Origin of the sequence: Campylobacter sp. BCW_6871 (assembly GCF_001762325.1) — a bacterium.
In the GTDB taxonomy this organism is placed as follows: Bacteria; Campylobacterota; Campylobacteria; order Campylobacterales; family Campylobacteraceae; genus Campylobacter_D; species Campylobacter_D jejuni.
The window spans coordinates 85,959-106,443 of record NZ_MJWQ01000082.1 but is presented as its reverse complement, the minus strand read 5'-3'; the positions used below and the strand labels follow the sequence as shown (position 1 = coordinate 106,443).

General features: G+C 31.6%; 21 protein-coding genes and 5 tRNA genes. 13 read left to right on the top strand and 13 right to left on the bottom strand.

What is annotated here, in order from left to right; genetic code table 11:
• Positions 1-35 precede the first annotated feature (35 nt).
• The 4 genes from AJ930_RS09835 to AJ930_RS09820 all read right to left on the bottom strand — a co-directional run bounded on the left by AJ930_RS09835 (position 36) and on the right by AJ930_RS09820 (position 5,288).
• Positions 36-3,167 (bottom strand): autotransporter outer membrane beta-barrel domain-containing protein, encoded by a 3,132-nt coding sequence (locus AJ930_RS09835; protein WP_070275283.1) that lies wholly within the window; start codon positions 3,165-3,167, stop codon positions 36-38.
• 206 nt (positions 3,168-3,373) lie between these two features.
• Positions 3,374-4,150: a UDP-N-acetylmuramate dehydrogenase gene (locus AJ930_RS09830; protein ID WP_070275282.1), complete on the bottom strand. Its 777-nt coding sequence runs from the start codon at positions 4,148-4,150 to the stop codon at positions 3,374-3,376.
• Positions 4,147-4,416, bottom strand: a complete 270-nt coding sequence (gene fliQ, locus AJ930_RS09825) for a flagellar biosynthesis protein FliQ (protein WP_002851290.1) — start codon at positions 4,414-4,416, stop codon at positions 4,147-4,149. The genes AJ930_RS09830 and fliQ overlap by 4 nt, the downstream gene beginning before the upstream one ends.
• Before the next feature lie 11 nt (positions 4,417-4,427).
• Positions 4,428-5,288: a menaquinone biosynthesis family protein gene (locus AJ930_RS09820; protein WP_070275281.1), complete on the bottom strand. Its 861-nt coding sequence runs from the start codon at positions 5,286-5,288 to the stop codon at positions 4,428-4,430.
• A 105-nt stretch (positions 5,289-5,393) separates the two neighbouring features.
• Here AJ930_RS09820 and recA point away from each other — a divergent pair, with 105 nt between their 5' ends.
• The 12 genes from recA (at position 5,394) to AJ930_RS09755 (ending at position 11,254) form a co-directional block, all read left to right on the top strand.
• Positions 5,394-6,425: a recombinase RecA gene (recA, locus tag AJ930_RS09815; RefSeq protein WP_002862302.1), complete on the top strand. Its 1,032-nt coding sequence runs from the start codon at positions 5,394-5,396 to the stop codon at positions 6,423-6,425.
• Complete coding sequence (eno, locus tag AJ930_RS09810; RefSeq protein WP_002862301.1) at positions 6,425-7,669, top strand: phosphopyruvate hydratase; 1,245 nt, start codon at positions 6,425-6,427, stop codon at positions 7,667-7,669. Before recA ends, eno begins: the two co-directional genes overlap by 1 nt.
• Positions 7,670-7,734: 65 nt before the next feature.
• Complete coding sequence (locus AJ930_RS09805) at positions 7,735-7,938, top strand: hypothetical protein (RefSeq protein ID WP_002839177.1); 204 nt, start codon at positions 7,735-7,737, stop codon at positions 7,936-7,938.
• Positions 7,928-8,590, top strand: a complete 663-nt coding sequence (cgpA, locus tag AJ930_RS09800) for a glycoprotein CgpA (protein WP_002866836.1) — start codon at positions 7,928-7,930, stop codon at positions 8,588-8,590. Before AJ930_RS09805 ends, cgpA begins: the two co-directional genes overlap by 11 nt.
• Positions 8,590-9,438 (top strand): DNA ligase, encoded by an 849-nt coding sequence (locus tag AJ930_RS09795; protein WP_002911141.1) that lies wholly within the window; start codon positions 8,590-8,592, stop codon positions 9,436-9,438. The genes cgpA and AJ930_RS09795 overlap by 1 nt, the downstream gene beginning before the upstream one ends.
• Positions 9,439-9,480: 42 nt before the next feature.
• Positions 9,481-9,558, top strand: a tRNA-Pro gene (locus tag AJ930_RS09790).
• 24 nt (positions 9,559-9,582) lie between these two features.
• Positions 9,583-9,659: transfer RNA gene (locus AJ930_RS09785), tRNA-His, on the top strand.
• 3 nt (positions 9,660-9,662) lie between these two features.
• Positions 9,663-9,739, top strand: a tRNA-Arg gene (locus AJ930_RS09780).
• Between the two features lie 14 nt (positions 9,740-9,753).
• Positions 9,754-9,830 (top strand) — tRNA-Arg (locus AJ930_RS09775).
• A gap of 5 nt (positions 9,831-9,835) precedes the next feature.
• Positions 9,836-9,920, top strand: a tRNA-Leu gene (locus tag AJ930_RS09770).
• A gap of 175 nt (positions 9,921-10,095) precedes the next feature.
• Positions 10,096-10,536 carry a hypothetical protein gene (locus AJ930_RS09765; protein ID WP_070275280.1) on the top strand — a complete coding sequence of 147 codons (441 nt, stop codon included), beginning with the start codon at positions 10,096-10,098 and terminating at the stop codon, positions 10,534-10,536.
• A 280-nt stretch (positions 10,537-10,816) separates the two neighbouring features.
• Positions 10,817-11,254, top strand: coding sequence for a DUF411 domain-containing protein (locus AJ930_RS09755; RefSeq protein ID WP_070275279.1), 438 nt, complete (start codon positions 10,817-10,819; stop codon positions 11,252-11,254).
• Positions 11,255-11,263: 9 nt separating this feature from the next.
• Here the strand turns inward: AJ930_RS09755 and AJ930_RS09750 are convergent, their stop codons facing one another.
• The 9 genes from AJ930_RS09750 to AJ930_RS09710 form a co-directional block, all read right to left on the bottom strand.
• Positions 11,264-11,767, bottom strand: coding sequence for a TlpA family protein disulfide reductase (locus AJ930_RS09750; RefSeq protein ID WP_070233505.1), 504 nt, complete (start codon positions 11,765-11,767; stop codon positions 11,264-11,266).
• On the bottom strand, positions 11,728-12,216 hold the full coding sequence (locus AJ930_RS09745; RefSeq protein WP_002851267.1) for a TlpA family protein disulfide reductase: 489 nt from the start codon (positions 12,214-12,216) through the stop codon (positions 11,728-11,730). Before AJ930_RS09745 ends, AJ930_RS09750 begins: the two co-directional genes overlap by 40 nt.
• Entirely contained in the window at positions 12,213-12,866 is a 654-nt protein-coding gene (locus AJ930_RS09740) for an ABC transporter ATP-binding protein (protein ID WP_002860103.1), read from the bottom strand. The genes AJ930_RS09745 and AJ930_RS09740 overlap by 4 nt, the downstream gene beginning before the upstream one ends.
• Complete coding sequence (locus tag AJ930_RS09735; protein ID WP_002862294.1) at positions 12,863-13,981, bottom strand: ABC transporter permease; 1,119 nt, start codon at positions 13,979-13,981, stop codon at positions 12,863-12,865. The genes AJ930_RS09740 and AJ930_RS09735 overlap by 4 nt, the downstream gene beginning before the upstream one ends.
• A complete protein-coding gene (locus AJ930_RS09730; protein WP_070275278.1) occupies positions 13,971-15,260 on the bottom strand; it encodes an ABC transporter permease in 1,290 nt (429 codons plus the stop codon). The genes AJ930_RS09735 and AJ930_RS09730 overlap by 11 nt, the downstream gene beginning before the upstream one ends.
• Positions 15,250-16,653 (bottom strand): Fe-S-containing protein, encoded by a 1,404-nt coding sequence (locus AJ930_RS09725; protein ID WP_070233506.1) that lies wholly within the window; start codon positions 16,651-16,653, stop codon positions 15,250-15,252. Before AJ930_RS09725 ends, AJ930_RS09730 begins: the two co-directional genes overlap by 11 nt.
• An 81-nt stretch (positions 16,654-16,734) precedes the next feature.
• Positions 16,735-17,274 carry an iron transporter gene (locus tag AJ930_RS09720; RefSeq protein ID WP_002778842.1) on the bottom strand — a complete coding sequence of 180 codons (540 nt, stop codon included), beginning with the start codon at positions 17,272-17,274 and terminating at the stop codon, positions 16,735-16,737.
• Positions 17,271-19,361 carry an FTR1 family iron permease gene (locus AJ930_RS09715; RefSeq protein WP_070233507.1) on the bottom strand — a complete coding sequence of 697 codons (2,091 nt, stop codon included), beginning with the start codon at positions 19,359-19,361 and terminating at the stop codon, positions 17,271-17,273. Before AJ930_RS09715 ends, AJ930_RS09720 begins: the two co-directional genes overlap by 4 nt.
• A gap of 339 nt (positions 19,362-19,700) precedes the next feature.
• A complete protein-coding gene (locus AJ930_RS09710; protein ID WP_002870596.1) occupies positions 19,701-19,904 on the bottom strand; it encodes a hypothetical protein in 204 nt (67 codons plus the stop codon).
• A gap of 330 nt (positions 19,905-20,234) precedes the next feature.
• On the opposite strand from AJ930_RS09710, the gene AJ930_RS09705 reads away from it, so the two are divergent.
• On the top strand, positions 20,235-20,417 hold the full coding sequence (locus AJ930_RS09705) for a YjfB family protein (protein ID WP_002856010.1): 183 nt from the start codon (positions 20,235-20,237) through the stop codon (positions 20,415-20,417).
• The last annotated feature ends 68 nt before the right edge of the window (positions 20,418-20,485 follow it).

Sequence of the window (20,485 nt, the reverse complement as noted above, 5' to 3'; positions counted from 1 at the left end):
AAACTAATTAAACTAAGGTATGATCTTTTATAAGATTACCAAAGATAATTAAACTGAGCAAATCCTGTATGGGTATTGCCATCTTTATCAAACATTCCATTATAGTTTAAACTAAAATAGAAAGCTTCATTAACAGGAACGATAAAAGAAGTGCTTACAAATTTTTGTATTCTTGGTAAATCAAACTCATCACTTACTTTTATATTTCCAAATCTAGCCTCAGCTTCTACTTTAGGATTGATATTAAACTTAGCTCCAAGTTCTACTGAAGTTTTTAAATTAGGCAACCAATCTCTAAACCAAGTAAGACTTGTTTTAGTAGAGAAAAGATTTAAATAGTTTGCATAGGTTCTTTCTCCACCTTGAACTGATGCTTGTCCTATAGTGTCTTTCATAGAAAAAGCTTCAGTATAACCTCCTTCATAAGCAAGACCTATTTCAGGGGAGAATATATCTTTATTAGAAATAAAATTCATACCTAAGGCTGTATTGACTCCATAAGCATAAGAATTAGGTTCAGCTTTAGCTTCATTATTTCCTATTTTTTTAGTTAAATCATTTTTAATCAAAGCAGCTTTACCTTGAGCTTTGATATAAACTTCTTGACCTTTTTCTGTAGTAAATAAGGTATTAAAGTATTTTAAACCTGCATAATAGGTTCTATTATTAATATCAAAATAAGTTGAACCCATTCTTGTATCTTCATAACCTGCATACACGCCATATATTCCACTGTCTTTTAAAGTAGAATAACCTATAATGGTTCCTTTAGTGTGTCCTTTGCTTTCTTCATTTAAAGAAAGTTCAACATTCTGTGAAGAAGCATAAGGAAGGATGAATAAAGAATGTTCTTTATTAGAACCATAGCTTCCATTATTTAAATCACTCTTTATATAATCACTTGCATCTGCATATAAATTACCCTTTTCAGACATAGCAATGCTTTGAGACTTACTTGAAGAAGCTAAAGCAAAGCTTTGCATAGAATTACCCATAACATTGTCTATAAAGGTAGATCTTCTTGAAGTAGTAGAGATTAAAGATCTAAAGGTTGCTCCAGATATGGAAGCACTAAGATCAAACCTTTTATGAACTTTTCCTGTTATTGGATCATAGATTAAATCAATTTCCCCGCTACCATTGGTTCCTATATTGCCAATATTATCTGGTTTTACCCCTGAGATGATATCATTTATATCTCCTATTCCATCTAGATCAGCATTGCCTTGATCAACGGTTATATTATCTACTTTTACATTATCCGTATTGCTTCCACCTACAACTATAGTGTCTAATTTACCCGTATCTTTATCTGTAGTAACAAGCCAATCTTCTATGACTATGCTACCAGATCCGCTGTTAACTAAATGATTACCACTATTATCTTTATCTATGGTTCCTTGGTTATTAACAAAGATGGTTCCACTACCTTCATTTTTAATACCACTTGTAATAGTCGCATCAGAATCATTTTTTAAACTTAAATTATTATTACTTTTATTGAAAATATTACCATAAATAATTCCATTGTCAGTATTTAAAATACCGCTTCCTTTTGCCGAAGCAATAAGACCTTCATTTTCAATAGTGATTCCGTATTCTTGTTTTTCTTGTCCTTCTTTTCCAATGGTTCCAGTATTTATAATACCCCCATTACCACCTTGGATAGTTCCAGATACATTGATGCTAGTATTTACTTGCTTACCACCGCCTATATAAATACCTGCATTACCACCTTCTAATCTACCCCCTTCTTTAACTTCAATACCTTCACCCTCAATACCATTTTTACTTCCATCTATATGGATTGCATCATTGCCTGCTTTAATAACACCACCACTTTCTATAGTGATTTTACCAATATTAACGGGCTTTTTATTTGTATCAAATGCATAAAAAGTTATACCATTGTTGCCTGCTTCTATAGTTCCACTATTTTTAAGGGTTTCTATCTTGTTGCCATCACCTATGAAGATAGCATTGCCGTTTTGATTTTTGATTAGGCCTGTGTTTTCAAAATTTTTAATAGTGGAGCTTGTTTGAAGCCAACTTTGAATGAATATTGCTCCTGATAATTGTTTGGCTCCAGATGTTCCTTCTATAGTACCAGTGTTTTTAAAATTATCTATAGTAGTGCTTGATATATTTATACCTACTCTTCCTGAAAGAATACCTGAGTTATCAAAATTTGTTATAGTAGAGCCAGAAAGATTAACTCCAGAGCTAGCAAACATAGCCCCATTAGGTCCTCCTGGATCTTTTCTTCCATCGCCTTTTAAGGTTCCGCTATTGATAAACGTTTGGATTGTAGAACTGCCAATATATATTGCTTGCGTATCCCAGTTATTTACATTTTGATTGCTGGTTTGAATAGTACCACTATTATTAAGAGTTTGTACGCTTGAATTATTTATGCTTATACCTCTATGTCCTTCGCTTTTAATGTTTCCATTATTGGTAATGGTTTTAACATCAGTATGAGTAAACTGGACAGCTTCTTTATTTGTTGAACTTATAACTCCAGTATTGTTAAAATTATTAATCGTGGATTTATTATTAGCACCGCCTTCGAAAAAAACTCCTTGATTGTTATTAGTAGCTGTTATAGTCCCACTATTTTCAAATTTATCCACAGTGAGAATTCCTGAGTTTTTATTTCCCCAAACTCCCATATAAATTTGACCATTAACTTGACCTTTATTTTCAAAGGTATTGACAGTGATGGTTCCTGTGAGGTTATCTCGGCTATTTTGTATGGCTACTTTACCATTGATGGTTCCATTATTGGTAAGATTAGTAAGAGTAAGAGTATTGCCATTGTTAGTAGAAGCATAAATAATATTACCCGTATTACCTATACTACCTAAAGTTCCACCTGATTGAATTATTATGGTATGTGGACCTGAATCGGAAATGTTGATTGTGCTAGTTTCTGAACTACTTACAGTTGTATCAATTCTTGCTTGAGGACTATACACGCTTGCTGCTGATCTAGCTTTAACATTTTTATGAACTTCATCATAAGTTTTTATTTCAGAATTTAATGTAGCATTAGCACAACTTGCCAAAAAAGAAATAGTAGCTAAAGATAAAACTATCTTTTTAGAATTTAAACAGGGTTCTTTAACCTCTCCTATAGGTGTTTTAGTTAATGTGATATTTTTCATAAGAATTTCCTCCCTTTATAATTTGTTCTATATATTATATTTTTTAAAAATAATATAAAATACAAAATAAAACGACAGAATATTAAAATAGTTATACTTAAAATATTATTAAATACTTATTATAATAAAACTATATGGTTTGAATTTATGTTTTATTTAAAGTTAGATTAAGAGTAAATTTTTTAGACTTTTATTGTTTTCTGTGTTTAGATTATAATCACTTCATTTTCTAAGTTTATGCCAAATTCTTCAAAAACTTTTTTTCTAGCCAATTCGATAAGAAAAAACGCATCTTCAAAACTTGCATTTTTTTTATTGATTAAAAAATTTGCGTGTTTGTCGCTTAACATAGCATCTCCTTTGCTAAATCCTTTAAGTCCTACAGCTTCGATTAAACGTCCTGCAAAGTCGTTTTTTGGATTTTTAAAGATAGAGCCAAAGCTTGCTCCACTAGGTTGGTTGCTCCTTGCATTTTTTAAAGTTTTATCTTTAAGGGTATCAAAGCCAAAATTTAGTTTAAATTCAGCCCAAAAAAAAGGCATATTTAAAGGACAAAAACGATAATCAAAATTTATATTTTCTCTTAAAATTTCGCCTTGAGAAGTAGCAATTTTGATTAAATTTTGACTAATACACTCTCCTTTAAGTCCTGCATTCATTTTCAAAAGCCCGCCAAGTGTACCAGGAATTTTGCTTAAATACTCAAAACCCTTAAGATTATTTTCTTTGGCAAAGCGATATATTTTGCTTGATTTTGTTTTGCAGCCTATGCGAAGATGTATAAAATCTTTATTTTGATCTAAAATTTGTATAAAATCAAAACTATCTCCTAAAATTCCTATATTTTTAGGTTTTGGGCTGACTAAAAGGTTATTTGCGCCGCCTATTAAAAAACCATCAAAATCACAAATTTGATCCAAAACCAAAACTTCAAATTCATTTCCTATACGCACAGAAGAGTATTTTTTAAAATCAATGATCATTTGATAAAAGTTGGAATTTGATTTAGTATGTTTTCGGTAAAGTCAATCATAGTTGTAGTCATCCAAGGCATTAAAAAGATTAAAATAACTACAACCAAGATGATTTTAGGAACAAAAGAAAGTGTCATTTCGTTAATCTGTGTAGTTGCTTGAAAAATACTGATTACAAGCCCTGCAATAAGCCCTGCTAAAAGCATAGGCAAGGAAAGTAAAAGTGTGATTTTAAAGGTTTGCACTCCAAGAGCAACCAAGGTGCTTTCATCCATTTTTATCCTTTTTAAGAATTTCTAGCTTCTTCGTATTCGCTAGGGATAAGATAATCATTTACATGTATGATTTTATCATAAAATTTATAATCATATCCTAGTTTAAAAAGCGTATCTACAGCTAAAAGTTGAGTTTGATTCATGCTAATGGAGTTTTTATTGGCATATAGATTAAGATAAGCATCCAGTTTTTCTTCATCAACACGGATAAGTTTTCTTTCTATAAGCATAGGGGCTAAAATTTTACGATTTGCATCGGCGATTTTTACAGCATTGGTTAAATCCTTTTCGATCTTAATCGCATCGCTTAAAGGCAAAGAGCGACGCAAAGCCATTCCACCTAAAGGCAAAGGTAAATTTTCTTTAGCAAATTCAAGCCATATATCCCAAAGTTCTGCTTCCACGCAAAGACTTTGATCAAATTCTAAAATGCTTTCATGGATCAAAACTCCTGCATCTACTTCACCACTTAAAACTGCATTTTCAATGTCTAAAAAATTCTTATAAATAATTCTTGCTTCAGGGTATTTCATACGAAAAATCAAAGCATTGGTGGTATTTGCTCCACTCAAAGCGACTTTAAAATTTCTTTTTAAATGCGTGTCTTTTTTCTTGATGAGTTTTGGCCCATAACCTTTACCAAAACTCACTGCTGTGCGTAAAAGCGCATACTCAGAAGCAATTAAAGGATAAAGCCCAAAAGAAATAGCCGTAGCATCAAATTCATTTTTCAAAGCAAATTCATTTAAAGTTTGTATATCTAAAGCTGTATTTTCATAAGCAAAATCATTCCCTATCCACCCAAATTTAATAGCCATATACATAAAAATATCATCAGCATCAGGAGAATGTGCAATAGTAATTTTTTTCATCTACACTTCCTTTAAATCTTTGCTTTAATTCTAGCAAAATAAACCATTATTTAATTTTATTTTGTTAGAATTCTAACTAAAAATTTAGAATTTTTAAGGAAAGTTATGGATGATAATAAAAGAAAATCCCTAGACGCTGCCCTAAAAAGTTTAGATAAAACCTTTGGAAAAGGCACTATCTTAAGACTAGGGGATAAAGAAGTTGAGCAAATCGATAGCATAGGCACAGGTTCAGTTGGGCTTGATCTTGCTTTAGGTATAGGCGGTGTTCCAAAAGGAAGAATTATAGAAATTTATGGGCCTGAAAGTTCAGGTAAAACCACTCTAACTTTACACATTATCGCAGAATGCCAAAAAGCAGGTGGAGTTTGTGCTTTTATCGATGCAGAACATGCGCTTGATGTAAAATATGCTAAAAATTTAGGTGTAAATACAGATGATTTGTATGTTTCTCAGCCTGATTTTGGAGAGCAAGCCTTAGAAATTGTAGAAACTATAGCAAGAAGTGGTGCAGTAGATCTTATCGTAGTAGATAGCGTTGCAGCACTTACCCCAAAAGCAGAAATTGAAGGCGATATGGGTGATCAACATGTAGGACTTCAAGCAAGACTTATGTCTCAAGCTCTAAGAAAACTTACAGGTATAGTTCATAAAATGAATACCACAGTAATTTTCATCAACCAAATTCGTATGAAAATCGGTGCTATGGGTTATGGTACTCCTGAAACCACAACAGGTGGAAATGCGTTAAAATTTTATGCTTCTGTGCGTTTAGATGTTAGAAAAGTAGCAACCTTAAAACAAAACGAAGAACCTATAGGAAACCGCGTTAAAGTAAAAGTAGTTAAAAATAAAGTTGCTCCTCCATTCAGACAAGCTGAATTTGATGTGATGTTTGGAGAGGGTTTAAGCCGTGAAGGTGAGTTGATTGATTACGGTGTAAAACTTGATATTGTAGATAAAAGTGGTGCGTGGTTCTCTTATAAAGATAAAAAACTTGGACAAGGTAGAGAAAACTCAAAAGCTTTTTTAAAAGAAAACCCTGAAATTGCAGATGAAATCACAAAAGCGATTCAAAATTCTATGGGAATAGAAGGTATGTTCAGCGGTAGCGAAGATGACGAAGGAGAAGAATAATGTTAGTAATTGAAGATGTTAGAGCCTATGAAGTTCTTGATAGCAGAGGAAATCCAACTGTAAAAGCCGAAGTTACGCTAAGCGATGGAAGTGTAGGTGCGGCCATAGTTCCAAGTGGTGCAAGTACAGGTTCAAAAGAGGCTTTAGAATTGCGTGATAATGATGAAAGATTTGGCGGAAAAGGCGTTTTAAAAGCTGTTGCAAATGTCAATGAAACCATTGCAGATGAAATTTTAGGGCTAGATGCTTTTAATCAAACTCAACTTGATGATACTTTGCGTGAGCTTGATGGAACAAAGAACTATTCAAATTTAGGCGCAAATGCGACTTTAGGCGTGTCTATGGCAACAGCTCGTGCGGCTGCAGCTGCTTTGGGAATGCCTTTGTATCGCTACTTAGGTGGTGCAAATGCAAGCATTTTGCCTGTACCAATGTGTAATATCATAAATGGCGGTGCTCATGCAAACAACAATGTAGATTTTCAAGAATTTATGATCATGCCTTTTGGTTTTACTAGTTTTAAAGAAGCTTTGCGTTCAGTTTGTGAAATTTATGCGATATTAAAAAAAGAACTCGCAAATTCTGGACATTCTACAGCTTTAGGTGATGAAGGCGGTTTTGCTCCAAATTTAGCTAATAACACAGAACCTATCGATCTTTTAATGACTTGTATCAAAAAAGCAGGTTATGAAAATCGTGTAAAAATTGCTCTTGATGTAGCAAGTACAGAATTTTTCAAAGATGGTAAATACCACATGGAAGGCAAGGCTTTTTCAAGCGAGGATTTGATCGAACGCTATGTAGAACTTTGTGCAAAATATCCAATTTGCAGTATCGAAGATGGCTTAGCTGAAAATGACTTTGAAGGTTGGATTAAGCTTACTGAAAAATTGGGCAATAAAATTCAGCTTGTAGGCGATGATTTGTTTGTAACTAATGAAGATATTTTAAGAGAAGGCATCATCAAAAAAATGGCAAATGCTGTGCTTATTAAACCAAATCAAATCGGAACTATTACCCAAACTATGAGAACTGTGCGTTTAGCACAAAGAAATAACTATAAATGCGTGATGAGTCATAGAAGCGGCGAAAGTGAAGATGCTTTTATAGCAGATTTTGCCGTAGCTTTAAATACAGGACAAATCAAAACAGGAGCCCTAGCAAGAGGCGAAAGAACTGCAAAATACAATCGCTTGCTTGAAATTGAACTTGAAAGTGATGAATACTTAGGAGAAAAGCTCTGAGCGATTTACTTAAAGAATACGACGAAAGCACAAGAAAAAAAAGTTTTTATACCCATGTTATAAAAATGATTTTTTGGGCTTTTCTTGTTGTAATTGGAGCGATTTATTTTGGCAATATGTTTTTTGGGCAGTATTCTTTAGATACTTTATTAAGCTTAGAAAATACCAAAGAAGAGCTTAATAAAAAGATTATTTTGCTCAAAGAACAAAATGCTAAAGCACAAAAAGATTATTTTGAATTAAAAGGATTATACCCAAATGAAAACTAGAATTTTGGCAATATTTTTTATTTTTACCTCTCTTTTATATGCTGATGAAAATCCTTTCAAGACAGATCAAAATATAACCTTGGTTGCTCCACCTGAATTTCAAAAAGAGGAAGTTAAATTTAATTCTAGTGCAAGAATTTTAAAAAGCATCACTTTTAATTATATCAATTTAGATGGAAGTGAAGATAAGATCGATTTAGATGTCAATAAAAGTATTGATTGGCACGATACTTATACTATATCAAGATTTAAAAGCCCTGATCCTTCAAAAGTACTTGATGTTTCAGTTACTATACCTGAAAAAAATAGCTCTAAACAAGAATCAAACTCAACAGCCAATGTTGAAATACCTTTGCAGGTTGCAAAGATTTATGATTTTATTTCTTACGCGGTTTATAAAAACAAAATAAAACTTAACACTAGTGATGAAATGATCACAGATTTTTCAGTAGGAAATCCAAGCAAAATCGTTATAGATTTTAGATCTAATTTGATTAGCCCTACAAAAAATATACGCCTTAGTAATTCTATTTTTAAACGCATAGACTTTGGATCTCATAAAGGATATTATCGACTTGTAATATATCTTGATGGAACTTATAATTATAATATTCAAAAAGATGCAACTGGATATATGATTAATCTGCTTTGATGAGATTTATTTTTTTAATATGTTGCGCTTGTTTAGTTTTTGCTAATGAAATTTTACTTCTTAGCAAATTCGATAAGCAAGATTTTAATTCTAAAGATTTTAATGCTTATTTGATGAGCGAAAAACTTGATGGAGTGCGTGGAATTTGGGATGGGAAATATCTAAAAACTCGCCAAAATTACAAAATAAAAACTCCTGACTTTTTTACAAAAAATTTCCCTCCTTTTGTTATTGATGGTGAGCTTTGGATAGCAAGAAATAAATTTGATGAAATTTCAGCTTTAATTCGTAGTGGCGATAGCAATTTGACCTTATGGAAGGAAGTAACTTATAATATTTTTGATGTGCCAAATGCTTGTGAAGAATTTAAAATTTCTACTTGCACCCTTAAAAATCGTTTGGCTGTTTTAGAAGAGTATTTGCAAAAATATCCTAGTGCCTATATAAAAATTATTCCTCAAATTCCAGTTGAAAATCAAAATAATTTAAATCAATTTTACGAAAGCATTATAAAAAATCAAGGTGAAGGTATTGTCATACGCAAAAATTTAAGTCCTTATGAAAAAGGCAGAAGTAAAAATGCTATGAAATTAAAACTCTATGATGATGCAGAGTGTGAGTTAGTAGGATTTCGCAAGGGTAAGGGTAAATTTGAAAATCAAGTAGGTGCCTTACTTTGTAAAATGCCTAATGGACAAATCATTAAAATAGGCAGTGGTTTAAAAGATGAAGATAGAAAAAATCCTCCAAAAATTGGTAGTATTGTGACTTATAAATTTAATGGATTAACCAAAAATTCCTTACCTCGCTTTCCGGTGTTTTTAAGAATAAGAGATGAAAATCCTTGACTTTAAAATTATTTTGTGATAAAATATTTCCTTTTATTTATTCGGGGTGTAGCGCAGTCTGGTTAGCGCACTTGGTTTGGGACCAAGGGGCCGAAGGTTCGAATCCTTTCACCCCGACCATTTTTTATAAATTTATACAAAATGGTGAGTGTAGCTCAGTCGGTTAGAGCATCAGATTGTGGTCCTGAGGGTCGTGGGTTCAATTCCCATCACTCACCCCACTAGCGCTCGTAGCTCAACTGGATAGAGCGACAGACTTCGGATCTGTAGGTTATGGGTTCGATTCCTATCGGGCGCACCACCAAGATTTTATATGCGTTCATAGCTCAGCTGGATAGAGCAACGGCCTTCTAAGCCGTAGGTCAGAGGTTCGAATCCTCTTGGGCGTACCACTTTAGCGGATGTGGTGAAATTGGCAGACACGCCAGACTTAGGATCTGGTGCAGCAATGCGTGAAGGTTCAAGTCCTTTCATCCGCACCACTTACTTTTATCATTTTCAAACAAGAGTTGATTTCTCATAAATTTTTATTTCATTTTAAAATTTCTTATGATTGTTAGATAAAATGCAAATTTAATTTAGATAAATTTAAAAATTATCTTGCAAAAGATTTGAAAAATAATTAAAATATACAAAATTCAATTCAAGGAGATTAAAATGAAAAAATTAGGTTTAGCGTTAGCAGCTTTAGTTGCTTTAAATGTGTCAGCATTTGCAGGTGTTATCACTATACATGATTCTAATTTAGTTAAAGTATCAGGAGGAGATGATGCCTATGCAAAAATAGCTTTAGAAGATGCTAAAGAAGAAATGAAAGATGAATTCAATACTGATAACTTAGAGATTTATGCTATAGAAAGTATCAAAAAAGATGATCCGCATGAATATGAAGGTGTTCAAAGGGCTTTAAAAGTAATGAAACAAGAAATAGCAAAAGGAAAGACTGTTTATTATAATGAATTCTTAGTTGTAGATAGAAAAACAAATTGGGCTTCTGAATGGGATATTGAATGTGATCATTTTGATAGACCTATAAAATTAAGCAATGGCGTTAATTGTCGTTCTGGTATCTCTTCAAAGCGCTATAATTTCAAATAATACTTGAAAGCTCTATTATTTTAGAGCTTTCACACCATAAAGGTTTTGACTATAAACAACATAGTATAAAATATATCTAAATTTTAAGCTTTTTAAGTTAAAAATTTCTAGTTTTTTAAAATCGTTTTATCTTTTATATCTTTGCTGTAAAGACAAAATCAGCACTCATTAAAAATCTTTTTTTGATTAAATTTTTGTAAATTCATTTTTAGTGTTAAAAATGTGATGGTATTAACTTTATAAAAGTATTATTATATATTTTTTACTTAGGATAGCGATTATGAAAAAAACAATTTTAACCATTCTTTTTTTACTTACTCTTACGCAGGCTAAGGAAATACAAGTTTATGAAAGTCCTACTTGTGGCTGTTGTGATCTTTGGGCTGATTATATGAAAGCTAAGGGTTATGAGGTTAGTGTTCATAAAACCAATGATTTTCTTAAAATCAAAGAAAAAATGGGTATAAAAGATGAGTATCAAAGTTGCCATACAGGTGTGATGGAAGGCTATGCTATTGAAGGGCATGTTCCTGAAAGTGCTGTAAGCTGGTTGCTTGAAAACAAACCTAAAGATGTTATAGGAATTTCAGCTCCTGGCATGCCGCAAGGAAGCCCAGGAATGGAACAAGGTTATAGTGAAAAATATCCTGTAATTTTGATGAAAAAAGATGGAAGCTATGAGCTTTATGGATATTTTATAGGAGATAAAAAGCTTTAAAGTAAATTTTTAGCTTTTTACTTTTTTGATTTCTTTTTCAAGTATGCTATAAGGAGTTAAGCCTATGAATTTTTCATCCATTTTTCCTTCTTTGAAAAAACTAAGTACAGGTACTCCATATATTTCCCCAATGGCACTTGAAAGGTATTTAGCTGCTCTTTTTTCATAAAACATTGCTAAATTAGATAAACCTTTTTCATCAGCCCAAGCTTTTGCATCGTTTGCATCGTTTGCATCGCCTAAAACCACAAAGATATTAAAATCATAATTTTTAGCCAAATTCTGTAAAATAGGAATTTGTTCTTTACAAACTCCACAATCTTTTGTGAAAAATATTAAGGCAAAATTTTGTGCTTTATCATTTATTTTTAGGCTTTTTTCAAAACCATTGTAGGCAAAATTATAGGTTTTATCACTATTTAAAGCTTTAAAATTTTCTCCACTATCACAAGCTACAAAAAATAAAGCTATGATTAAAGCAAAGAAATAAGCTTGGATTCGAAAAATTCCCATGGTTTTTCTCCTAAAATTCTATCTTTTATCATCCCATCTTTAATGATGATGGTAGTAGGGGTTGCAAACACAGCATAACGATCATTGGTGATTTTAAGATCGTCTTTTAAAACTTTTACATTTTTAAAGTCAAATTGTTCGGCTAAAACCTTAACCACATTGGCATTATCGATGGAATTTATAGCATAAACACTGATTTTATTGGGATGATTTTGTATGAATTCATCCAAAGAAGGGAGTTCTTTTAAGCAAGAAGGGCAACCATTTTGAAAAAAGACCAAAACTTTTAAACTTGTATTATCATCAGCAAGTTTTACAGCTTTTCCTAAAGTATCTTTAGCTGAAATTTCAGCGCTTTTTTCTCCAACTTTTCCAGTATCTTTTGAATTTTCAAAAGAACAAGCATTGAGCAAAAACAAAATGCTTAAGATTAAAAGGCTTTTTTTCATTTTAACACCCCATGTTGTAAGATAAGGGTTCGATCTGCGAATTTGGCTAAATCAGGATTGTGTGTGATTAAAACTATGGTTTTGCCTTCATTTTTTAATTTTTGCAAGGTTTGAAGAACGATTTGTTCATTGGCTTCATCTAAATTTCCTGTGGGTTCATCTGCGAGTAAAAGCTCTGGGTTGTTGATCAAAGCTCTTGCTATACAAACTCTTTGTTGTTCTCCGCCACTTAATTGGCTAGGTAAATGAGTGAGTCTATGTGAAAGTCCTACTTTTTCAAGAACCATTTTAGCATCTTCTTCATCTACGCTTGAGTGATAATACTGAGAGAGCATAACATTTTCTAAGGCGTTAAGATAGGGGATAAGATGAAATTGTTGAAAGACAAGTCCTATTTTTTCACGACGCAAGGTGATTTTTTGCTCCTCATCCATTTGCTCTAGGTTTTCATTGTCTAAGATATACTCTCCAGAGCTTGGAGTATCCATGAGTGATAGTATGTTTAAAAGCGTTGATTTTCCACTTCCTGATGGACCCATGATGGCAAGCCATTCTCCTTCATAGACGCTTAAGTTGATATTGTTTAAGGCTTTAACTTTGCCAAATTCTTTATTTAAATTGTTTATTTTAATAAGTTCTTTTTTCATCATTCACCTTTCAAATTTTCACACACATTGATTTTTAATGCTCTTTTTATAGGAAAAAATGCAGCCAAAAAGGCAAAAATCAAAGAAATGATTAAGGCTATAAAAACAGCTATAAATCTAAAATCAATACTAGAATTAAAAATCAAATAACCAAAGACATTGGCTAAAAATATCCCACAAAAAGCTCCGATTAAACTAGCAAAAAAACTTACTATAAAGCATTCACTAGCAAAAAGTTTAAAAATTTCACTTTTTTTTGCACCCAAGGCTAAACGCAGTGCGATTTCTTTTTTGCGAGAAAATATAATAGAACTTAAGGTCGTATTAACGCTAGTAGTGACTATGATCAATACTACAAGTATGATTAAAAACATTAAAGCTTTGATTTTTCCAAGTACTAAACCTTCGCTTAAGGATACTGAAGATATAGGTTTTGCATCGATGAATTCATTGTTGATTGCTTGTGTTTTGGCTTTAACTTCATCAAAATTTCCATAAACTACAGCATTAGCATAGTTAATACCGGCTCTATCGCTTAAATTTTGCACCACGCTTAAAGGGGCTAAAACAATGCTATCAAATTCATCATTGCTTGAAAGTATGCCTTTTATGGTAAGTTTTATGCTTTTTCCGTTGTTTGGATTGTAAATTTGAAGTTCATTGCCTGTTTTTAGGCCTAGTTGCTTGGCTAAATTAACCCCTAAAAAGGCTGAATTTTCATCAAAATCATTTAGAGAAAAGCTTCCTTCTTTAACTTCTAAAAAAGGTTTAGTGATTTTTAAAGCCCTAAAATCAGTGCCTAAAACCACTCCGCTTGTACTGCCTAAATTTAAAAAATCATACAAAAAAGGAGTTAAAGCTCTAGCCTTTAAATTTTCTTTTATTTTTTCATACTCAGCATTGGAGATAAAATTTTCATCCTGTTTAGGGCTTATCATTACATTTGCTCCATAGGCTTTTAATTCTTTAGAAAGTTTGGTGTCAATATCAAAATAAATATTTAAAAAAGCTGAGCAAGTAAGTGCTCCTATAAAAACACTTAAAACTATAATAAAAAGTCTTTGATAAGAAAAGCTAATGCTTTTAAAAAGCTCATTAAGGAAAAACTTATCTACCATAAAGCACTCCTGCAGCTGAAAGTTGTGTGATATTTTTGATAGGAAGCAAGCAACCTAGTAAGGCAATAAGTCCTGCAAAAATAAAGCTTAAAGGTAAAGCTACAAAGGCTATATCAATAAAATATCCAAAAATACTAAGACTGATGATTTGAGAAAGTGCTGTGCCAAAAATAAATCCAAATAAAGCAGCAAATAAAGCTACGATTAAATTTTCACTAGCAAAGATGAGATAAATTTGAAAAGTATTAGCACCAAGCACTTTTAAAAGTCCTATTTCTTTTTTTCTACGATGAATTTCAGAACTCATCAGGCTTGAAATCGCAATACTTGCAACAATAAGACAAATAATGCAAGTAATGCCCATTAAGGATTGGATCTTTTTAACCACCAAGCTTTGAGCATCGCTTATAGCATTTAGAGCTTTTGCATCAGCACCTGGTAAGCCATCGCTAATTTGACTAGCGATTGAGCCTACATAGGCTGAGCAATACCATTTGTCATATTCTAACTGATCTAATTTTTCTTCGCCCATGCGACGCACTTTTTCAGAAAGGGCTGATTCAGGTATGGTAAAAGCTCTTACTTCTGCACTTGAGTAAAGCCCTTGTTTGTTGAGTAAATCTTGAGCTAAATTTAAAGGAGCGATGATTTTATTCGACATTTTAGGATTGGCATGAAGTAAAATGCCTACGATTTTTGCTTCTTTGCTTCGATTGTTTTCTCCTGTGAGTTTGATAGTATCTCCTAATTTTAGTTTATTGTTTTTAGCAAAGTCTTCGCCTAGCATGATTTCATTGCTATCATCTTTTGCCCATTCTCCTTGCACTGCTAAATAAGGATAAAGACTTTTTATACCTGTGATAAAATCATCATCATCTTTAATTTTTATGGCTTTTTGAAAATAAGTGCCATAAATAAGTGCTTTTTGCTGGGAGTTTTCAATTGTGATTTTACCTTCTAAAAAAGGAGCAAGTGCGGTGATGTTGTTACGCCAATAAATGTCTTTAATCATGTATAAATTTTTTTCTTCTAGGTAGTTTTTGTTTTTTAAGGGTTCATAAAGTTCGTTACCTATTTCTATACTAAGACTTGAGCCTTTGGGTAAAACAAGGATATTAGAGCCATAGCTTTTGAGTTGTTTGGTTACTTCATCGCCTATACTTAGGGTAATATTTAGCATAGTAGAGAGCAAAAGCGTGGCTAAAAAACAAGTAAGAAAGGCTAAAAATTTTTGAATTTTGTTTTTAAATATAGAGTTAAAAATCATTTTAGCCAACATCGTTTCTCCTTTGGATTAAAAATTGGGCTTCGTTTTCTTCTACATATTTTGTAGGATCTTTTTTAAATTCTTCATAGTTGTTTTGATTTGAAAAATAATAAGTAATCCCTTTATAGCTATAAGAAAAAGGAGCTTGGGTGTTTATAATTTTTGTTTTTGATATAGGATCTTGCACTTCAATTTCCTTGATTTGACTAAAATAATTAGATCCTGCTATTACATCTTTAACATCTATGGTGATTTTTTTACCATCGTATTCGTATTTGAGTGGGATAGGATTGCAACCCCCGCTTTTGCCTACACTAGGTAAGAAAATACGCACATTGCAAGAAATGCAAATGAGTTGCCCATCTTTTTTGATATAGCCCATATCTCCACAAATCATACAAGCATCAAAAACAGCTACAGGAGAATCCCTATCTTCTCTTTTGTTGATAAGAAAAAACCTTATCGCTTTGCCTTCAGCACTGATATAAGCAAAGCGGTGAAGTTTGTTGTCCCTTAAAAGAGCTATATCAAAGATAAATTTGCCATTCTTATCGGGTAAAATTTCTTTAGGCTCATCTATGGTTAAAGGCTTAGAGCTTACCATAAAAAAGTATAAAATAATGCAAAAACTTATAACACAGGAGATAAAAACACTGGAAAAATAACGATTAATAAGACTTGTTTTAGCTTCGTTTTTGCGATAATTTATATCTAAAATTTGTTTTTTACTTATATTTTTTTTGCGAATTTTTAAGCTTAAGAATGCTAAAAAAGCGATGAAAATTAAATAAACATAAATTCCAAAAACACCAAAATAATTACTTTTTCCTACAAAACTCACCAAAAAAGTATGAGTTTCTATGATGGAATTTCGCATTAAAGTAAGCAAGATATTGGCTAGAGCTTTATCACTTTCTATAAGGATAAGCAGTAAAAACAGCATAAAGCTTGTTTTTTGATTAAAATTTTTTTGCCATTTTAAAAAGAAGAAAATCAAAATACAAACAAGCAAGGCTAAAGCAATAAAACCTAAAGAACTTATACCTTCGCTATCGATTAAAGAGCTAGTAAAAATAGGGAAATCTTGACTTAAAAAATAATAATGCAAAGCGGTGCAAAAACTTAAAATTCCCAATAAAATAAAATTTAAAATTTCAATTTTTTTCCAAAAATAAAATATAAAGCTTACTAGCAATAAACCTATAAAAACAAAATCAAAATTAAAGATTAAATTTTCGGTTTTTAAAAATTGTGCTGCGATAAAAAAAGCAAAATATCCAAATAAAAAGCCCAAAAAAACTACTAAAAAACTTTTAAAAATATATTTTTTATCAGGAGTGATAAAGGCCATTAAAATACTTAGCGGTAAAACACTGATAAGAAAATGCACAAAATATATACTCATAATTTACTCTTTAAACATTGTTATTTTAATTTTTCAATAAAAATAAAAATATTTAAACACTCGGAAAATCCGAGTGTAAAATCATTTCGGCGTGCCTGTGTATTTGAATTTATAATCTACTTTAAAAGGTTCAAACCACTTACCCACGCCTGTTTCTTCATCAACATGGCGTCCAAAACCTTGTTTTTCTGGATTTGAGATATAAAAAGTAAGTTCATAATTTCCTACGCCAAAGCCACCTTTTTTATCTTTTTCCATAGCGATATTTGCACCATAGTGAGGACCATCATCAGCCACCATAGGCATCAAAGTTCCGCGTTTAATCGCACCTGTGTCGGTATTTTTAAGTTCATAAGCTATGGTTAAATAAGGCATCCAAAAACCTTCTGGAAAACCATTTGGATTGTTTTTAAGTGCGTGAATATCAGCTTCTAGGTGAATATCTGCTAAAGATGCAGCTAAATCAATACCTCTTGGTTCCATTTCAATAGGTTGTAAATAAACAGCGGCTATTTCCATGCCATTAAGTTCTTTTGGATCGCCAATTGGCACTTCACCTGCAAATAAATTTGTACTAATAACCGCAGCTGCAGCAACTACTGATAAAACTTTTTTTATCATGATTTTACTCCTTTTTTTGAAATTTGTTTTGTTATTAAAATGCCAATAATTAGCATAATCAAAACTATAAATTGAGGGATTAAAGTCTCATAGTAAGGATAAATTCCAAGCCATAAAATCGGTTCAAAATTCATAGGTATAAGACTAGGAATAATGACTTTTCCTTCTATGAGTTCGGCTATGCCTTTGCCTGTAAAAACAAAAACCATGTAAAAAATAATGTAAGAAGTGATATAGAAAAATTGTTTTACAGGTATGCGAATGGCTCCTGCTTTTAAAAGAAAATATAAAACAATAAGTATTAAAATTCCAAGTCCAAGCCCGCCAAAAACAGCACTAAAATCAGTGCTTGTTTTAGCATCAAAAAGCAAGGCTTGATAAAAAAGCACAGTTTCTGCACCTTCTCTATAAACAGCTAAAAATACGGTGATCCAAAGGGTTTTTGCACTATTGTTTGATATAGCATCTATAGCACCTTGTTTGATAAAGCTTGTCCATTTTTTATTTTGTGCGTTTGAAAGTAGCCAAAAGCCCACATAAAAGAGTAGTAATACGGCTATAAGCATGGTAATACCTTCTATAAGCTCTCTACTTTGTCCTGCATTTTCTTTGAATAGCCAAGAAACTCCAAAAGCGGTAACAAAACTTAAAATCACTCCTGTAAAAAGAGCACTATAGGCGATATTTAGACGATTTTTATTACCACTTTGTACAAGATAAGAAACAATGGCTACAACGATAATCAAAGCTTCCAAGCCTTCACGCAAAATAATACCTAAAGCCCATATAAACAGCGAATAAGGAGTAGAATCTTGAATTTTATCCACGCTGCTTGCTATGAGTTGTTCTAAGTCATTAAAAGTAGCTTCAAGCTCTTTTTTATCTGCACTTGCTTTAATCAGTGCCACGCCTTTGGAAAATAAACTTTCTATTTTAAGTTTTAAGCCGCTATCTACAGCACCGATTTTATTTTCCATACCGCTTGCTTCAAAAATATCTAGATAAATTCCTTGTAAATCATCTACTATAGAAGCACTAAAGCCATCATAATTTTTTAAAATTCCATCTAAAGCAAGTTTGATATCATTAGAAACTTTGGCGTAATCTTTGCCTTTTGTTTCATCATTAAAGCCTGAAATTTGCAAACTTGAAAGTTCTGAATTTGGAATTTGTAAGAAAACATCAAAAATTTGTTCTTCTATGTTATCTAAGCCATCTCTTAAGCCTTTTTCATCTATTTTTGCATCGTTGATTTGGCGTATAAGGGTGCGTATGGCTTGTTGAATTTTTTGATCGTTTCCTGCTTTGGTAAATTTATTTACTAAAATTTCTACTTTGGTATTGCGATAATCACTAAATAAGGCATCATTTAAAAAATCTTTACTAGCTTGGTAGTTTTTTTCTTTAAAAGCATTAGCTGCCTGTGAAAATTTGGTAGAGATATTATCTAGTATAAATTGCAATCTTGCGTCCATTGCAGCAGCAGCTTGTAAATCAGCGCTTGCATTATCATCTGTAAGTTTGCTTGTGTCGTTGTTTGCAGGTGTAGAAGCTTGGGTGGTTAAAGAACTTTGTGCTAAATCTTTTTTATCCACGCCCATCATTTGTGCGATTAAAGCTTCTGCATCAGCTTCGCGTTTGGCATTGGCTTCTAGGCTTGATTTTTCAGCTTTAGCCTTATCATAGTTTGTATCGCTTGCTTCTGCTTTTAAACGATATCCATTTTGTAAGATTGGGGCTACTTCATCAAGATCATAATAAAGACTATCAATTAAAGCATTAATTTGTGTCAAAGGAGCTTCATCTTTATACATATGACGCAAATTTACAAATTTACGCTCCATGGTGATGGCTTTTCTTCCTATGTTTCTTCCTATAGGGCCTTCCATATTTTCAAAATGTTGAAAATACGCATCTTCGCTAAGCTTTTTAGCACCTAGATTATCACCCTTTTTGTAAGTTTCTATGCTTTGTTTTAGCATGTCTTTGATAAGATTTGCTTCATTAATATAATCATCTACTCTAGCAAAAGCTGAGCTTGATAAAGAAATACTTATAATTAAAAATACAATTTTAAAAATTTTCATTATCATTATCCTTGGTTTTTGATAAAAATAATATTTATTATCAAAATAAATAATGGCTAGTATAATATTAAAAATCTTAAATAGAACTAAAAAATAAGCTTTTGTATCGATAATATTTTTTATTAATTATATTTAAGATATATTTTAATAAATTTTTAAATATATCTTATTTTTGTGATTTAATATGGGTTATTTTTAAGTATCGCAAGTCTTTCTTCTAAGCTATGCACTTTGGGATATTGTTTTTGTATTTTTAATTTTTTCTTTTTTAGTGTTAATAAAAATCAAAAAATCATTTATTGTGTATTCTTCAAGGAGATGGTTATAGCATATTTTAGATTAAGTAGATATATCCAAAAGTTTATCTTTTTTGTTGGTATCTGTGTTTGTAGAATCGCTATTGTCTTTATTTGCTTCTTCTTTCTCAGCTTTAGCTTCTACTTTTTCTTTTTTTTCTTGAGATTTTAAAGTTGAAGTTATACTAATTCTTTTACTTTCAAAATTTGTATCTACTATTCCCCTGCAAGGTGTATTAAGTAACATTAGCAAACTCCTATATAATTGTAATAGCCTTTTAAGTTGTAATTTTTGATTATATTATAAATAGTATAAAATAAGATAAAACTTAAATTTATTGAAGTAAAATTTTATCTATTTAATTTGCTTCTAAAAGTATCAACCATTTATATTTTGCTTATTGCTTCATAGTGTAAAATTTTTTAAAATAGGATTTTATTTTAAAAAATTTATGATTTTTAATTTCAGATATTGGTTTCCTTAAAAATTTTAAAAAGTTTAGTAAAAAATATTAAGTTTTAAAAATATCATCCGATTTAAATAAAGTCTTAAGACTCAATCTAAAAGGAGGATGATATGGTTTCAGATGTTTCTATGGGTAATGCTAATTTAATGACTGCTGTTAATACTTCAGTTTTGAAAAAATCTATGGACACAAACGAGGCATTGATGAATGAACTCATCGAAGGTATGGAAGGTGTCTCTCAAGCCTCCGCTCCACAAGTTTCTAGCTCTAGTGGTTTGGATATTTACGCTTAAATATCTTAAGAACAAGCTTAAGAACTTGTTGGTATCTTGAGCTTGTTTTTTTAAATAATTATTTCTTT

Excerpts from the sequence above, each read along its gene's own strand:
- AJ930_RS09740 (WP_002860103.1), bottom strand. The coding sequence starts at position 12,866 with ATGATGAAAAAAGAACTTATTAAAATAAACAATTTAAATAAAGAATTT.
- AJ930_RS09710 (WP_002870596.1), bottom strand. The coding sequence starts at position 19,904 with ATGTTACTTAATACACCTTGCAGGGGAATAGTAGATACAAATTTTGAA.
- AJ930_RS09715 (WP_070233507.1), bottom strand. The coding sequence starts at position 19,361 with ATGAAAATTTTTAAAATTGTATTTTTAATTATAAGTATTTCTTTATCA.
- AJ930_RS09755 (WP_070275279.1), top strand. The coding sequence starts at position 10,817 with ATGAAAAAAACAATTTTAACCATTCTTTTTTTACTTACTCTTACGCAG.
- eno (WP_002862301.1), top strand. The coding sequence starts at position 6,425 with ATGTTAGTAATTGAAGATGTTAGAGCCTATGAAGTTCTTGATAGCAGA.
- AJ930_RS09765 (WP_070275280.1), top strand. The coding sequence starts at position 10,096 with ATGAAAAAATTAGGTTTAGCGTTAGCAGCTTTAGTTGCTTTAAATGTG.
- AJ930_RS09745 (WP_002851267.1), bottom strand. The coding sequence starts at position 12,216 with ATGAAAAAAAGCCTTTTAATCTTAAGCATTTTGTTTTTGCTCAATGCT.
- AJ930_RS09725 (WP_070233506.1), bottom strand. The coding sequence starts at position 16,653 with ATGAGTATATATTTTGTGCATTTTCTTATCAGTGTTTTACCGCTAAGT.
- recA (WP_002862302.1), top strand. The coding sequence starts at position 5,394 with ATGGATGATAATAAAAGAAAATCCCTAGACGCTGCCCTAAAAAGTTTA.
- AJ930_RS09750 (WP_070233505.1), bottom strand. The coding sequence starts at position 11,767 with ATGGGAATTTTTCGAATCCAAGCTTATTTCTTTGCTTTAATCATAGCT.
- cgpA (WP_002866836.1), top strand. The coding sequence starts at position 7,928 with ATGAAAACTAGAATTTTGGCAATATTTTTTATTTTTACCTCTCTTTTA.
- AJ930_RS09735 (WP_002862294.1), bottom strand. The coding sequence starts at position 13,981 with ATGGTAGATAAGTTTTTCCTTAATGAGCTTTTTAAAAGCATTAGCTTT.
- AJ930_RS09835 (WP_070275283.1), bottom strand. The coding sequence starts at position 3,167 with ATGAAAAATATCACATTAACTAAAACACCTATAGGAGAGGTTAAAGAA.
- AJ930_RS09805 (WP_002839177.1), top strand. The coding sequence starts at position 7,735 with ATGATTTTTTGGGCTTTTCTTGTTGTAATTGGAGCGATTTATTTTGGC.
- AJ930_RS09795 (WP_002911141.1), top strand. The coding sequence starts at position 8,590 with ATGAGATTTATTTTTTTAATATGTTGCGCTTGTTTAGTTTTTGCTAAT.
- fliQ (WP_002851290.1), bottom strand. The coding sequence starts at position 4,416 with ATGGATGAAAGCACCTTGGTTGCTCTTGGAGTGCAAACCTTTAAAATC.
- AJ930_RS09730 (WP_070275278.1), bottom strand. The coding sequence starts at position 15,260 with ATGTTGGCTAAAATGATTTTTAACTCTATATTTAAAAACAAAATTCAA.
- AJ930_RS09705 (WP_002856010.1), top strand. The coding sequence starts at position 20,235 with ATGGTTTCAGATGTTTCTATGGGTAATGCTAATTTAATGACTGCTGTT.
- AJ930_RS09820 (WP_070275281.1), bottom strand. The coding sequence starts at position 5,288 with ATGAAAAAAATTACTATTGCACATTCTCCTGATGCTGATGATATTTTT.
- AJ930_RS09830 (WP_070275282.1), bottom strand. The coding sequence starts at position 4,150 with ATGATCATTGATTTTAAAAAATACTCTTCTGTGCGTATAGGAAATGAA.
- AJ930_RS09720 (WP_002778842.1), bottom strand. The coding sequence starts at position 17,274 with ATGATAAAAAAAGTTTTATCAGTAGTTGCTGCAGCTGCGGTTATTAGT.